The following is a 14759-nucleotide window of genomic DNA, read 5'->3' on the forward strand; positions in this document are numbered from 1 at the left end:
CGGTTTCTGCGCGCGTGCGATCAGATCTTGATGTCGTAGGTCAGCCACTGTGTACGTGTTGCCATCTTGTCGTATAGCGCCCGGGCGCGGTAATTATCGTCTGCCGTGATCCATCGGATCAAACTCCAACCGCGCCGCTCGCCCTCGGTCCTGAGTGCGTCGATCAGCGCGGCGGCAGCCCCGCTGCCGCGGGCCTGCGGATCGACGAAAAGATCGTCGAGAAATCCGCCCGTCGCCGCCGCGAGAGGGCGCGCAAAGGGGCGATAATGGGCAAGCCCGATGACTTTACCTTTCGCGTCCTGCGCAATGAGACCGCAAGTCTGGTGATCTGCGTCGTGCAGCCATCCCCAAACGGTGTCCCGCATCGGCTGGTCCTGCACAACCCCGTAGAATTGCGCGTAGCCCTCATAGAGCCGGTTCCAGTGCTCGAAGTCGTTTTTCGCTACGGGGCGTGTGGTGACCGTCATCGTGGCATCCTTTCGCGGCGGGCTGGGTTTAGGGCATCATTGCCGTCCGGCCCTGTCAATATCCAAAACTGCCTGCGGGCTTCGAACTGCGGGCTTCGATCTGCGCGGGCGGCCGTCAGATTACCGCCGTTTCCAGAAAACTCTTTCCACGCAGCACCCGGTTTACATCGAACGCGCGCAGGTCAAGGCTACGGTAGCCGCCAAAGGTAATCAGTTCGGCGATGCCGCGTCCCATGGCCGGGGCCTGTTGCAGGCCGTGGCCGGAAAAGCCGTTAACGAAAATGAAGTTTTCGCATTCTGCGGCGCGGCCCAGCAGCGCGTTCTGATCCAGCGTGTTGTAGGCGTAATGGCCGACCCATTCGTTGATTACCTTCACCGCCTCAAACTGCGGCACACGGGTGGCGACTGTGGGCCAGACCTTGTTCTCCCAAAGAGAATGATCGAAGTCGAAATCGTCAAAGGCGACGTCAGGATCCGCATCCGGAGTGCAGCCCGCCATGTAGTATCTGCCGTCGGTACGAAAATGCACGCCCGAGGGATCGATGGTGAGTGGCAGATCCTGCTCCAGCGGGTGCGCGGCATCGAAGATAAAGGTGTAGCGCTTACGCGGAGCCACCGGGATTTCAAGCCCCGCCATCCGCGCCGTTGCCGCCGCGCGGGGGCCGGACGCGTTAACCAGTGTGCCGCAGGAAATGGCCGTCCTATCCGCCAACGTCACGCTTTCAACGCCCTGCGCGCCGCGCGTGATCGCGGTCACTTCACCGTGCAGGAATTCGACACCGTTGCGCCGCCCCATGCGCTTGAACCAGTCGAACATCGTTCCCCCGTCGAAGTAGCCTTCGTTCACCGTGTTGTGGTTGCCGGCGACGATGTCGTCGAGATTGTAGAAAGGATAGGCGGAAGCGATTTCTTCGCGACCCATGTGGCGGGTGCCGGCCCCGAGTGATTCCTGTATTCTCTGTGCCTGCTTTAATTCGGCTGCGAATTCGGACGTATCGGCAAGATACATATACCCGAAGTTCTGCAAAACGATTTTTGGCACTTCGGGATCACCGCCCATGAAATCGCGAAAGCTGTGGATGAATTCGGCACCGAATTGCGACACACGGATGTTCGCCTCGTTGCTGAACTGCTGGCGTATGCAACTGTTGGTGTGGGAGGTGGATGCAAGAGCGTAGGAGGGATCACGCTCGATCACGAGAACGGTGCCGTTGAAACTGTCGTCGCGGCTGAGCCACCAGGCAACGGACGCGCCATGCATTGCGCCACCGATAATCACCACATCATAGGCCGAGCGGTTCGGGGTCGTCATGGTCCGGGCCTTTCGCTGAAACGGATAGGCTGACGTAAACACAGGGCTAGTGCCATGCCCAGAAATATTTTTCCCATCGGTCCCGGTGTCCGGACAGACCGCATGTTTTGGCGCATTGGCAATCTGGCTATTTGACATTCCGCGCTGTTGCGTCACCCTGTAGGCTGTAGTGAATGGAGTTGTGCAGTTATCATGGACCTTCAGGACATTGAGGATCTGATCGCGCGGGTGGCTTTGAAGGATCGGGATGCGTTCAGCAAGCTGTATGACGCCACCTCCGCGAAACTCTTTGGTGTTGCCTTGCGTGTATTGAACAATAAGGCCGCGGCAGAGGACGCCATGCAAGACAGTTACGTCAAGATCTGGAAGAATGCGCACAGGTATCAGTCCAATGGGCTGAGTCCGATGACCTGGCTGATCACGATCACACGCAATACCTCGATCGACCGTCTGCGTGCTCGGCGCAAGGGTCATCAGGACATCGACATGCCGGGTTTCGAGCTTGCCGCGCGTGGTCCGTCGCCGGAGCAATCTGCCATCGCCGCGTCGGAGGCCAAGCGGCTGATGGGGTGTCTGGACGAGTTGGAGGGAGATCGCGGCGCCGCCCTGCGCGGGGCTTATCTTGAAGGGAAAAGCTACGCGGAACTGGCCGAGACATTCGCCGTTCCGCTCAATACCATGCGCACTTGGTTGCGGCGTGGTCTGATATCCCTGCGGGCGTGTATGAGCCGATGAGTGACGCACCCGACATGCCCGAAGACGATGTACTGGCCGCAGAACTGGTGTTGAGCCTTCTGGAAGGCGAAGAGCGCGAGGCCGCATTGCGCAAATATGGCCGCGATCCTGCCTTTGCCGCGTTGGTTGCGGACTGGCAGGAACGCCTTGTTGCAATGACCGATGATATCGCCGCCGTCCGACCTTCGCGCCGCAGCCGCAAAAAGCTGATGAAGCGGCTTTTCGGCTCTTCGTTCGTGCCGCTTTCCGAACGGTTGTGGGTGTGGAAGGGGCTCAGCCTCGCGGCGATTGCCTTGGCGGCCTACATGGGCATCCAGCAACTTGGTCCCGCGCCGCAGGATGCGGATGCGAGGGTCCCGGTCTATGCGACGCAGCTCACCGGGGATGCGACCGAGCTTCGGGTGCTTGCGGTGCTGAACCCCGCAACCTCGCAGATCGCGATCAACCGGGTCGCGGGGGAGGCGGCAGCCGACCGCGTGTTTGAACTCTGGGCGATCCTGCCCGATGAAGCGCCCGTGTCTCTCGGTGTGTTGCCGAACAACCCGGCGGTCCGCATTGCGCTGCCGCCGGATCTGGTTACGCAGGCCGCGCAGATCACCTTGGCAATCTCGGACGAGCCACCGGGCGGCTCACCGACCGGCGCACCGACCGGCGCAGTCTTGGCAGCATCACCCGTCAGCGAGCTATAGCGACCGCGACAGGTGTCACAATTTTGCAAAATAATGCACTTCGATGAAACCTAAGACGCATCTCGCGCGTGGTACCTCGTGTAGCAATCGGCTGGTAAGAGCCGTGCGCTCTTTCGTGCAGGGCCTCATGAACGTGAGCCTGCGCAAAGTTGAACAGTTAGGGGCGCAGCCCCGTTTAACGAGTGGATCACGGGTCCGTGCGGAATGGCACGGGCCCGCGGTTTTTCACAACTTCACAAAGCTGAATGCATGATGGTTCTTTGGATCGAACGCATCGGTCGGTATTGTATCGCCCTGTTGTTTATCGCCGGCACCCTGCAGAAACTGGTGGACCCGGATGCGACACAGGCGTTGCTGGCGATGCGGGGGTGGCCTGTGTGGCTGATGTGGCCAGCCTTGGCGCTCAACGCGGTCGGGGCTGCCCTGCTTGTGGCGGGGATTTTGCCCGGTCCGGTCGGGATCACCCTTGCGCTCTATTGCGGCGTGACCAGCTATTTCCATTTTCTGCCCGATGATCCGTGGCAGATGAGCATCGTGGTCAAGAATTGGGCCATCGCAGGTGGTTTGCTGATGCTGGCCGCACGCGGCGCCGAACGGGGATTTTGGCGCCCTTAGCCGTCCGCGAAGGGCGGATTGGGATATCCGACACCGGCAAGGTACAATCCTTGCGGCGGGCAGACCGGCCCGCAGGCGGCGCGGTTGCGCGCCTCAAGCGCGCCCTGCACGTCATCCGCGCTCATCGCGTGGCTGCCGACCCGCTCCAACGTGCCGACAAAACTACGCACCTGGTTGTGCAGGAACGACCGTGCGCGCACGTCGAAATGAACCTCTTCGCCCTGGACCGTCTCGACCCTGCTGATATTTAACCTGTCCAACGTCTTCACAGGGCTTTGGGCCTGACAGATCGTCGAACGGAAGGTGGTGAAATCATGCTTGCCCAATAGCCTGTTGGCGGCGTCCTGCATTACGTCAATATCCAGATCGTGTTTGACCTGCCAGACAAGGCCCGCCTGATGTGTCGCAGGCGCGCGACGGGTGAGCAGGCGAAAAAGATAGCGCCGTTCGACCGCCGAAAACCGCGCGTGAAAACTGTCGTCAACAGGCGCGCAATCCACGATTGCGACCGGCTGCGGCTTGAGATGATAGTTCAGCGCTTCGGACAGTCGAAAAGCCCCCCAGTCGCGGTCCATGTCGCAATGCGCCACTTGTCCGAGCGCGTGGACGCCGGCATCCGTGCGCCCCGCGGCAGCGATATTGTGTACGCGCGGCTCCAGCTTGGCCAGGGCGGATTCGATGGCACCTTGCACCGATGGATGCTGTTTCTGCCGCTGCCAGCCACGAAAGGGTGCGCCGTGATATTCGATTTTCAGGGCAAAGCGGTACATGGCGCGGGCTTAGCGCGCGGGCGCGGTTCTGGCAATCCCCGCACGCGCGCCTTATGTTGAGGTGCTGGAACTGGAGCAGGGCGCAGACGGGTGGTCATTTCTCAAATCGCGGATGGTATCTGGCGGCAGGTCGAGGCCGTGCAGGACACGGTGTCGGAAACATTCTTCGAACCGGTGATCCGCCTTGGCGTGACCGGCCTTGCGCGGTCGGGCAAGACGGTTTTCATCACGTCACTGGTGGCCAATCTGATGGATCGGGGGCGGATGCCCGGTCTGGTCGCTGCCTCCGAGGGGAGAATCGAGGCTGCGTTCCTGCAACCGCAACCGGACGACACCGTTCCCCGGTTTGATTACGAATCGCATCTAGGCGCGCTGACAGGTCCGCAGCCGAGCTGGCCGGACAGCACCCGTGCGATATCAGAACTTCGGCTGAGCCTGCGGGTGCGGCCGAAGGGAATGCTTTCAGGGTTGCAGGGGCCGCGCACGATCCACCTTGATATCGTCGATTATCCGGGGGAATGGCTGCTCGATCTGGGGCTTCTGGATCTCACCTATGACGCATGGTGCGCGCAGACGCTGGCACGCATCGCCGACCGTCCGTCTGCGCAAGGCTATCTGACGCTGATGGCGGATACCGATGCGCAGGCAGAGCTGGACGAGACCAAGGCCAAGGCACTCGCCGCAAGCTATGCGGCGTACCTGCAAGAGGCGCGCGCACAGGGCTTTTCGGACTGTACGCCGGGGCGTTTCCTGCTGCCGGGGGATCTGGCCGGGTCGCCGGTGCTGACGTTCGCGCCGCTGCCGGGCGATGGCGCGGACGCGCGCAAATCGCTGCGGCGCGAAATGGCGCGACGGTTCGAAGCCTACAAGCGGGAGGTCGTAAAACCCTTCTTTCGGGACCATTTCGCAAGGATCGACAGGCAGGTCGTGCTGGTCGATGCGCTGGGCGCGATCAACGCAGGACCGCCCGCGATCGAGGATCTGCGCGCCGCCATGAGCGAAATTCTCGGCGCGTTTCGGCCCGGACGCAATGGCTTTCTATCGGGGGTTCTGCGCGGCAAGCGGGTTGAGCGGATCCTCTTTGCGGCAACGAAAGCCGATCATCTGCACCATACCCAGCATAAGCAACTGACCGCGATCATGGAGGCGCTGACCCGTGACGCCCGTGACCGCGCCCGGTTCGCCGGGGCACAGACTCAAGCTTTGGCGATTGCATCATTGCGTGCGACGACCGAAGAGATGGTGACCCATGAAGGCGCCGCGCTGGGTGTGGTGCGCGGAACATTGCTTGATACGGGCAAGCAGGCGGCATTTTATCCCGGTGATCTGCCAGAGGACCCCAACGTGCTGCTGGCCCCGGCGCGGGCGGGCGCGACAAGCTGGCTTGACGGGGATTACCGGGTGATGCGGTTTGCCCCCAGCCCGCTGAAGCTGCGCCCCGGCGACGGACCGCCTCACATCCGGCTCGACCGGGCCGCCGAGTTCCTTTTCGGAGACCGTCTGTGAGCGATGTGCACTTGCGCGCGGCCCGACCGCTCGACGCCGGGGCGTTAGGCGCCATCATGGGCGAAGCGAACGCGCGTCTGGGATTTTTGCCGCAGCTTTACAGCGGCGCGCAAGAGATCGGTTTTGTTGGTGATCTGATCGACGCCGGATGGGTCCGCGTCGCAGTGAGCGGTGACCAAACGGCGGGATTCGTCGCCCGCAGGGGCGGCGAAATACACGCGCTGTATCTGCGCCCGCATTTGCAGGGTCGCGGAGTTGCGCGCGCGTTGATCCAAGAGGCGCAGCGCGAGGCGGATATGCTCGGCTTGTGGAGTTATGCGCAGAACGCGCGGGCGGCGCGGTTCTATCGCAAGGCCGGTTTCGTCGAGGTGGCGCGCAGTGACGGGGCAGGCAATGACGCCCATCTGCCGGATATCCGCTTTGAATGGCGAAAGGAGCCTGCGTAATGGCCAAAGGTCCCGTTTTCTTTGATCTTGATACAGACACCGGCCCGCGTCCGTCGGTGACAGAAGCGCCGCCGGTGCTGGATACGCCCGACGAAAGAGCGCCGCAGGGTCAGGCGATGCAGATCGCCGCACGGCTGGCGGCGCGCAAACCCTCCCGTCTGACGCGGCTCTTCTGGGCTTTGGCGGGCGCGCTTGTCGCGGCCCTCGTGTCACTGGCGGCGTGGACCTTCATCACCGATCTGATGGCGCGCTATCCGGTGATCGGTCTGGCGATGAGCGTGCTGATGGGGATGTTCCTGTTGGTGCTTGCGCTGGTGGCCCTGCGCGAGATCGCCGCTTTTGGCAGGCTGGGTCGGCTCGATGGGCTGCACCATGCGGCCGCTCAAGCGCTGGCACACGAGGATTTGGTGCAGGCCCGCGACGTAACCGACCGCCTGAAGGCGCTCTACAAGGGGCGCGAGGATACCCGCTGGGGGCGTGACCGTCTGGCGGAATTGCGCGGGGACCAGATGGATGCCGCGAGCCTTCTGGGGGTTGCCGAAGCGGAGCTTCTTGCGCCGCTTGACCAAGCGGCACAGCGTGAAGTCGAAGCGGCGGCGCGCCAGGTGGCGACGGTGACGGCGCTGGTACCGCTGGCGCTGGCGGACGTGGCGGCGGCGCTTACCTCGAACTTGCGGATGATCCGTCGGATTGCGGAAATATACGGCGGGCGTTCGGGCTTTTTCGGCTCATGGCGTCTGACGCGGGCGGTGCTATCGCATCTGGTGGCGACCGGTGCGGTGGCGGTGGGCGATGACATGCTGGAGCCGATTCTGGGTGGGTCGTTGCTAGCCAAGCTCAGCCGACGTTTCGGAGAGGGGCTGGTAAACGGGGCGCTGACCGCGCGGGTCGGTGTGGCGGCCATCGAGGTCTGCCGTCCGCTGCCGTTCGGGGCAGGGCGCAGACCGAAAGTCAGGGGTATCATCGCCCGAAGTCTGGGCGGCCTGTTCGGCGCGGGCAAGGCCGGCTGAACCGGGGCGGCTTGCGCGGCGGAGGGATTGGAAAGGGGCGAGTATGGAAAGTCTGTTGGTGCTCTTTGGCGCAATCGTACTGGGTGTTCCGCTGAGCATTGTCGTGCTTTTCCTGCGTCAATCGGGGCTGCGGCGGCAAGTTGCGTGTGCGCAGGAGGAGATCGCAGAACTGCGGCGCGATCTGAACGGCCTGCGGGCAAATAGCGCGATCGTCCCGACGCAAAGCGAACCTTCCGCAACCACACCCGTGGTCGCGCAGGACGCCTCTGATAGCGCAGATATCGTCGGCCCTTCGCGCAAAGAGATCGTGGCACCTCCACCCGTGCCGCAGCAGGCCGAAATCGCCCCTTTGCGCACCTCGGACGCGGTGTCGGCGGTCGGGCCATGGCTGCAACGCAACTGGTTTTATGCTGTATCCGCCGCCTCGCTGGCGCTGGCGGGAATCTTTCTTGTGCAGTACGGAATGGAAAACGGGCTGTTGCCGCCGGGTGCGCGTATCGCGGCGGCACTTGCGTTCGGCGCTGTCCTGATCGCGGGCGGCGAATGGATTCGCCGCCGGTTCGGTGACGGAGAGGAGACGACGACCGCCTATCTGCCGTCCGTATTCTCCGGTGCGGGCATCGTCACGCTGTTCGGAGCGGTGTTGTCCGCGCGACTGCTCTACGGGTTGATTGACGGCGGTGCCGCGATGGTCGGCATGGTGGCTGTCGCGGGGGTTGCGGTGGTACTGGGGTGGATGCACGGCCCGCTTCTGGTGGCTGTCGGCGTGATCGGCGCGTACAGCGCGCCGGTGGTGCTGGGCCGATCAGACGCGGATGCCAGCCCTCTTTACGGATACTTCGCCGCAATCGCCATAATGGGGCTTGGCGTTGATACGATCCGGCGCTGGGGCTGGATCTCGGTTTTGACGCTGGTTCTGGCGTATTTCATGGGCTTCGTGCTCACATGGGACGCAGGGCGCACCGTCGCCTTTAGCGCACAGCTGTATTTTCTAGCCTTGCCGCTGCTGGCCACGCTGATCCCCGCACGCGGGCTTTGGCCGGACCACGCAGGTCGCCCGGTTTCGGCGGCCTTGTTCCGGCGGGGTGCTGCGGGAAAGACCCAGCTTCCGGGGTTTGCAACGTCGCTCGCGTTCGGCGGGATGCTAGCAAGTTCCGTCATGCTGTTGCTCCTGTGGAAACCGGGAGCGGTCGAATTCTGGCTCAGCACCGGGATCTTTTCAATCTTGGCACTGATCGCCGTGATCTGGTCCGTGCGCGCACCCGCGCTTCAGGATCTGGCCGCGATGCCGGCGGCGGCCCTGCTGCTTTCGGTCCTCGCTCAGGCCGAAAACAATGCGGTCACCTACCGTATGTTCGCATCGACCTACACCGGCGCGCCCGAAGCCGCCTTTCCCTGGACGGTGACGTTTCTCGTCGGACTGGGTATCGTGCTGTCGGTGGCCGCAGCGTGGCGGTCCTTGCGCGGCGGACGGTTCGCAATCCTGTGGGCCGCGTTCGCAGCCCTTTACGCGCCCGCGATGGCAATCATGCTCGAAGTAACCTGGATTCCGTCGACAGTGATCGGCACTTACCCTTGGGCGCTTCACGCGGCGGCGCTTGCGGCACTTATGGTCGGTTTGGCCGAGCGCTTTGCGCGCCGCGACGGGGCGGCGCAATTAAGGGTCAGCTTTGCGGTGATCTCGGCGTTGTCGTGTCTCGCTTTCGGGTTCGTGATCATTCTGAGCGATGTGGCACTGACCGTCGCACTCGCCGCCACGGTCGTTGCCGCAGCCGCACTCGACCGCAGATGGGATTTATCCCCGCTTAGCTATTTCATCGCGGCGGGCGTGGTTACGCTTGGCTACCGGTTGGTTGTCGATCCGGGGCTGGCCTTTGGCCGCAGCGGACCGCTGGGCGGCACGCTCCTGTCCTATGGCGGCAGCCTGGCGGCGCTTGTCGCGGCGCTTGGGTTGCTGCGGGCGCGTAGGCGTCCGATGGCCAGGATAATGCTCGAATCTGCCGCGTGGTCGTTCGGCGGCATGACCGTCAGTCTGCTCATCTTTCGCTGGATCGCCTTCCGCTTCGACGCTTCCTATTTCGATGCGCACTGGAGCCTCGGTCTGAATGCCGCGATCTGGTTCGGCCTGTCACTTGCGCAGGTGCAGCGTGCCGGGTCGGGCGGACCGCGACTGTTGTCCGGCATTCGCTGGGGGCTTGCGGTCGGTTTCGCGCTTTTGGGCGGCGCGGCGATTGTCGTGGCCCTGACCGAAGCGAACCCGCTTTTGAACAGCAGTGTGCGTCAGATCGTTTTCGGCCCGGTTCTGTTCAATACACTCGGTGCGGCGTATCTGCTGCCTGCCTCGGTACTGCTGGCCGGCGTCTGGCGGTTGCGGTCGTTGGACGCGAGGGCCCGCCGCGTGCTGTGCGGGCTGGGTCTCGCGCTTGCCGCATTCTGGGCCGTGACGGTCATCCGGCATTTCTGGCAGGGCGGGGCGGCAATGGATCTGACGACCGGAATCGGACAGCCGGAGCTTTATACCTACACGGTCGCCTTATTGCTGCTGGGGGCGGGGTTGTTCTATCAGGCGCTGGTGCGTGGCTCTGCTGGGCTGCGCCGCGCGGGTCTGATCGCGATCGGGCTGGCCGTGGCCAAGGTGTTCTTCATCGACATATCTGGTCTTGGCGGGCTCACGCGGGTGTTCTCGTTGCTGGTACTGGGTCTGTCACTTGCCGGGCTGGCGTGGCTTGACCGCTGGGCCCGGGCGAAGGGGCAGGTCCGGCCGCCCCTGCGCCCGAGCGCGGACTAAGACGCGCTTGCTCCGGTCGGGGCTGCGGCCTATAAGCGGCGCGAAGATGACGCGGATATCGATCATAAAGCGAATTATTTCCCCGGCGCTCGGCCCTGTCTGAGCCGCCGGGCAAAGGTGTTCGAACCGCTCGCACCGACCCCCTCAATTCTGAACGTATCCGACGAAAAAGGACGCCCCCCATGTGCGCCGAAACGCCCGACTATAAATTGACACTGAACCTGCCCAAGACCGATTTCCCGATGCGCGCGGGCCTGCCCAAGCGCGAGCCCTCTTGGCTGGAACGCTGGGAAGAAATCGGTGTCTACGACCGTCTGCGCGAAAAAGAGGACCGCAAGCCGTTCATCCTGCATGACGGTCCGCCCTATGCAAACGGGCATCTGCACATCGGTCACGCGCTGAACAAGACAATCAAGGACATGATCGTACGCTCCCACCAGATGATGGGATACGACGCGCGCTATATCCCCGGCTGGGATTGCCACGGCCTGCCGATCGAGTGGAAGATCGAAGAGCAGTACCGCAAGAAGGGACGCGACAAGGATCAGGTGCCGATCAACGAATTTAGGGGCGAATGCCGCGAGTTCGCGCGCGGCTGGGTGGATATCCAGCGCGAGGAATTCAAGCGTCTCGGCATCACCGGCAACTGGGCCGACCCGTACCTGACGATGGATTTTCACGCCGAGCGCGTTATCGCGGAAGAGTTCATGAAATTCCTGATGAACGGCACGCTTTATCAGGGATCGAAACCCGTCATGTGGTCCCCGGTCGAGCAGACAGCACTTGCCGAAGCCGAGGTGGAGTATCACGACAAGGATAGCTTCACCATCTGGGTGAAGTTCAAGGTCGCGTCGTTCGACCTGCCCGAGCTTGTCACGATGGGCGAGGACGAGACCGCCGAAAACCGCGAGGCCATCGAGCGGGCGCAGGCGGACGTCGCCCGCGACGTCGAGGGCGCGTATGTGGTGATCTGGACGACGACGCCATGGACCATGCCATCCAACAAGGCGGTCGTCTTCGGCGAGGATATCTCCTACGGGCTGTACGAGGTCACGGGGCGTCCCGAGGAAAGCTGGGTCAAGATAGGGGATCGCTATCTGCTGGCCGACAAACTGGCGGCTGATGTGCTGACTGCGGCACGGCTGGACGACACGATGTACCGCCGCCTGCGCGATATCACGCCGGCCCAGCTGTCCGGCATGACGCTGTCGCATCCTCTGTCGGGTGCCGAAGGGGCGGATGGCGAGTGGGACGATATCCGCGATTTCCGCGCCGCCGACTTCGTGACCGACACCGAGGGGACGGGTTTCGTCCACTGCGCGCCGAGCCACGGGTTGGAGGAATACGACCTTTATCGCGGGCTGGGAATGCTGGAGCAGGTGATCACCTACAACGTGAATCCCGACGGCCGCTTCCGCGACGATCTGCCGTTTTTCGGCGGCAAGGCGATCCTCAAGCCGAACGGTAAGGAGGGTAACGCCAATGCTGCTGTGATCGACAAGCTGGTCGAGGTCGGCGGCCTGCTGGCGCGCGGCAAGATCAAGCACAGCTATCCGCATTCGTGGCGCTCCAAGGCGCCGGTGATCTACCGCAACACGGCGCAGTGGTTCGCCGCGATCGACAAACCGGTAGGCGACGGTCAGGACCAGTTCGGCGAGACGATCCGCGAACGTGCACTGACCGAGATCGACAACGTCAAATGGACGCCTAAATCGGGTCGCAACCGTCTGCACGCGATGATGGAGGCGCGTCCGGACTGGGTGCTGTCGCGCCAGCGGGCGTGGGGCGTGCCGCTCACCTGCTTCACAAAGAAGGGCGCGCTCCCGACGGATGCGGATTTCCTGCTGCGCAACGCGGATGTGAACGAGCGCGTTACGCAAGCCTTCGAGGCCGAAGGCGCGGATGCGTGGTATGAAGAGGGCGCGAAGGCGCGGTTCCTCGAAGGGATCGTGAACCCCGACGACTACGATCAGGTGATGGACATCCTCGACGTGTGGTTCGACTCCGGCTCCACCCACGCGTTCACGCTGCGCGACCGTCCCGACGGGTCCGACGACGGGATCGCGGACGTCTATATGGAAGGCACCGACCAGCACCGTGGCTGGTTCCATTCCTCGCTGCTGCAAAGCTGCGGCACCTACGGGCGCGCGCCGTACCGGCAGGTGGTGACGCACGGATTCACGCTGGACCAGAAGGGCATGAAAATGTCCAAGTCCATCGGCAACACCATCGTCCCCGACGAAATCATCAAACAGTACGGTGCCGATATTCTGCGCCTGTGGGTGGCGCAGTCTGACTATACCGCCGACCAGCGCATCGGGCCGGAGATCCTCAAGGGGGTGGCTGACAGCTATCGCCGCCTGCGCAACACGATGCGGTATATGTTGGGATCGCTGAACGATTTCACCGAGGCCGACAGGGTAGATGCGGCGGACATGCCCGAGCTTGAACGCTGGGTGCTGCACCGTCTGGCAGAACTGGATACTGTTGTGCGCGACGGTTACGCGCGCTTTGATTTTCAGGGTGTGTTCCAGGCGGTGTTCAACTTCGCAACGCTTGATCTGTCCGCGTTCTACTTCGATATCCGCAAGGATGCGCTTTATTGCGATGGCGACACGCTGCGCCGCCGTGCCGCGCGCACCGTGCTTGATCTTCTGTTTCACCGTCTTACGACGTGGCTGGCCCCGGTGCTGGTATTCACGATGGAGGAAGTCTGGCTTGAACGGTTCGGGGGGGAGGGCAGCTCGGTCCACCTGCAAGACATTCCCGTGACACCCGAAGGCTGGCTCGATGTCGACCTTGCGGCGAAATGGGCAGCGGTGCGCGCCGCGCGCCGTGTCGTGACCGCCGCTTTGGAGGTTCAGAGGACTGACAAGGTGATCGGCGCCTCGCTGGAGGCGGCGCCGATCGTCTATGTCGAGGACGACGCGCAGCGTGCCGCGTTGAAGAGCGTATCGTTCGAGGATGTGACCATCACGTCAGACATCGCCGTGAACGGCGACGCGGCCCCTGCCGACGCGTTCCGCCTACCGGAGATCGCAGGCGTTGCCGTGGTGTTCGCCAAGGCGGCGGGCGACAAATGCGAACGCTGCTGGAAAGTGCTGCCGGATGTCGGCACGCATACGCATCCAGGCATCTGCGCACGCTGTGATGAAGCGGTAGACGAAGCTCTCGACTGATTGCGCAGCTTCCGGATTGCGCCTGCGGGCGCGATCCACCACTTTGGTGTCATGAATCAATGCACCGTTCCCACGCCCTTCGGCGATCTGACCCTCGTAGAGGAAGACGGCGCCATCGTGGCGCTGCACTGGCGTCGCGTACCGGGCGGCGCGCGGACCGATCTGTTGACCGAGGCTGCCACGCAGCTTGCTGCCTACGCGTCGGGCACGCAGCAGCACTTCGATCTGCCGATGCGAGTCACGGGATCCGATTTCCAGCGTGATGTCTGTGCCGCGATGTCCGCGATCCCGTTTGGCGAAACCTGCACCTACGGTGATATCGCAAAGGCGCTGGGCGTACCCGCGCAAGCGGTCGGGCAGGCGTGCGGCAATAATCCGATTCCGGTCATCATCCCATGCCACCGGGTCCTGGGTGCGAAGGGGCTAACCGGTTTTTCGGGCGCGGGCGGTGTCGAAACCAAGGTCGCACTGCTGCGCCATGAGGGCGCGGGCAGTTTCCTGATCTAGTTGTCTTTGTCGTCGAAAAAGAACTGCTGCACGATCCCGGCAAACATCAGATACACGGACGTCACGACAAGCCCCCACTGCGCCCAGCTTTCAGGGTGGAAATTCACCCACGCGGCCCAACCGGCAAAGAACGTCCAGGCCAGTGCCATAGGCAAGGTGACGCTGCGCCAGCGTTCCGTGCGCACGGGGTGGACGAATTTAAGCGGCAGGAACATCGTGATGGCAAGAAATGTCACCAGAACGAGGCTGATGTACCATTCCACGTCCAGCGCAAAAATCACCAGCACCAGCATGTTCCAGCAGCCCGGAAATCCCCAAAACGAATTGTCTTTCGTTTTCATGCGGGTATCGCAAAAATACATCGCGCTGGCAAAAGTGACGATGATGATCATCATCCACCCGCTCCATCCGTCCATCAACCCCGACTGGAACAGCGCGAAGGCAGGAATGAAAACATATGTCAGATAGTCGATGATCAGATCCAACAGCACCCCGTCGAACTGCGGCGCGTTGGTTTTAACGTCATATTTACGCGCCAGCGGTCCGTCGATACCGTCGACGAAAAACGCGACGACGAGCCACAGGAACATCATGTCATATTCATCGTTCACGGCGGCGAGCATGGCCAGCATGGCGAAGACGGCGCCGGTCGCGGTGAACAGATGGACGGCGAGAGCTTTGTTTTGTGCGTTCATAGGTCTGTGTCTCAAATCCGCAGGAGGGATGCAAAAGGAA

Annotated in this window: 13 protein-coding genes; 9 read left to right on the forward strand and 4 right to left on the reverse strand. The window is 62.7% G+C overall.

What is annotated here, in order from left to right:
- Window positions 1-20: 20 nt before the first annotated feature.
- Both Q1A06_RS12890 and Q1A06_RS12895 read right to left on the reverse strand, forming a co-directional pair.
- Window positions 21-467, reverse strand: a complete 447-nt coding sequence (locus tag Q1A06_RS12890) for a GNAT family N-acetyltransferase (RefSeq protein WP_299564141.1) — start codon at window positions 465-467, stop codon at window positions 21-23.
- A 115-nt stretch (window positions 468-582) separates the two neighbouring features.
- The gene (locus tag Q1A06_RS12895) at window positions 583-1779 is read right to left on the reverse strand and encodes an FAD-binding oxidoreductase (RefSeq protein ID WP_299564143.1); all 1197 of its coding nucleotides are present in this window, start codon (window positions 1777-1779) and stop codon (window positions 583-585) included.
- Between the two features lie 192 nt (window positions 1780-1971).
- Between Q1A06_RS12895 and Q1A06_RS12900 the strand changes: the two genes are divergently transcribed.
- The 3 genes from Q1A06_RS12900 (at window position 1972) to Q1A06_RS12910 (ending at window position 3818) form a co-directional block, all read left to right on the forward strand.
- Window positions 1972-2514, forward strand: a complete 543-nt coding sequence (locus Q1A06_RS12900) for a sigma-70 family RNA polymerase sigma factor (protein ID WP_299564146.1) — start codon at window positions 1972-1974, stop codon at window positions 2512-2514.
- Window positions 2511-3203 carry an anti-sigma factor gene (locus Q1A06_RS12905; RefSeq protein WP_299564149.1) on the forward strand — a complete coding sequence of 231 codons (693 nt, stop codon included), beginning with the start codon at window positions 2511-2513 and terminating at the stop codon, window positions 3201-3203. Before Q1A06_RS12900 ends, Q1A06_RS12905 begins: the two co-directional genes overlap by 4 nt.
- Window positions 3204-3452: 249 nt before the next feature.
- Window positions 3453-3818: a DoxX family membrane protein gene (locus Q1A06_RS12910; protein WP_299564152.1), complete on the forward strand. Its 366-nt coding sequence runs from the start codon at window positions 3453-3455 to the stop codon at window positions 3816-3818.
- On the opposite strand, the gene truA is transcribed toward Q1A06_RS12910, so the two are convergent.
- On the reverse strand, window positions 3815-4588 hold the full coding sequence (gene truA / locus Q1A06_RS12915; protein ID WP_299564155.1) for a tRNA pseudouridine(38-40) synthase TruA: 774 nt from the start codon (window positions 4586-4588) through the stop codon (window positions 3815-3817). The two genes, Q1A06_RS12910 and truA, sit on opposite strands and share 4 nt — an antisense overlap.
- Before the next feature lie 90 nt (window positions 4589-4678).
- On the opposite strand from truA, the gene Q1A06_RS12920 reads away from it, so the two are divergent.
- The 6 genes from Q1A06_RS12920 (at window position 4679) to Q1A06_RS12945 (ending at window position 14024) form a co-directional block, all read left to right on the forward strand.
- Window positions 4679-6094 carry a YcjX family protein gene (locus tag Q1A06_RS12920; protein ID WP_299564158.1) on the forward strand — a complete coding sequence of 472 codons (1416 nt, stop codon included), beginning with the start codon at window positions 4679-4681 and terminating at the stop codon, window positions 6092-6094.
- The gene (locus Q1A06_RS12925) at window positions 6091-6540 is read left to right on the forward strand and encodes a GNAT family N-acetyltransferase (protein ID WP_299564161.1); all 450 of its coding nucleotides are present in this window, start codon (window positions 6091-6093) and stop codon (window positions 6538-6540) included. The genes Q1A06_RS12920 and Q1A06_RS12925 overlap by 4 nt, the downstream gene beginning before the upstream one ends.
- Window positions 6540-7550 (forward strand): TIGR01620 family protein, encoded by a 1011-nt coding sequence (locus Q1A06_RS12930; RefSeq protein ID WP_299564164.1) that lies wholly within the window; start codon window positions 6540-6542, stop codon window positions 7548-7550. Before Q1A06_RS12925 ends, Q1A06_RS12930 begins: the two co-directional genes overlap by 1 nt.
- A gap of 43 nt (window positions 7551-7593) precedes the next feature.
- Window positions 7594-10338 (forward strand): DUF2339 domain-containing protein, encoded by a 2745-nt coding sequence (locus Q1A06_RS12935; protein WP_299564167.1) that lies wholly within the window; start codon window positions 7594-7596, stop codon window positions 10336-10338.
- Between the two features lie 182 nt (window positions 10339-10520).
- Window positions 10521-13517: an isoleucine--tRNA ligase gene (gene ileS / locus Q1A06_RS12940; protein WP_299564170.1), complete on the forward strand. Its 2997-nt coding sequence runs from the start codon at window positions 10521-10523 to the stop codon at window positions 13515-13517.
- Between the two features lie 51 nt (window positions 13518-13568).
- The gene (locus tag Q1A06_RS12945) at window positions 13569-14024 is read left to right on the forward strand and encodes a methylated-DNA--[protein]-cysteine S-methyltransferase (protein ID WP_299564173.1); all 456 of its coding nucleotides are present in this window, start codon (window positions 13569-13571) and stop codon (window positions 14022-14024) included.
- Here Q1A06_RS12945 and Q1A06_RS12950 read toward each other — a convergent pair.
- Window positions 14021-14719, reverse strand: a complete 699-nt coding sequence (locus Q1A06_RS12950; protein WP_299564176.1) for a CDP-alcohol phosphatidyltransferase family protein — start codon at window positions 14717-14719, stop codon at window positions 14021-14023. The two genes, Q1A06_RS12945 and Q1A06_RS12950, sit on opposite strands and share 4 nt — an antisense overlap.
- Window positions 14720-14759: the final 40 nt, after the last annotated feature.

The organism is uncultured Sulfitobacter sp. (genome assembly GCF_947497275.1).
Lineage (GTDB): Bacteria > Pseudomonadota > Alphaproteobacteria > Rhodobacterales > Rhodobacteraceae > Sulfitobacter.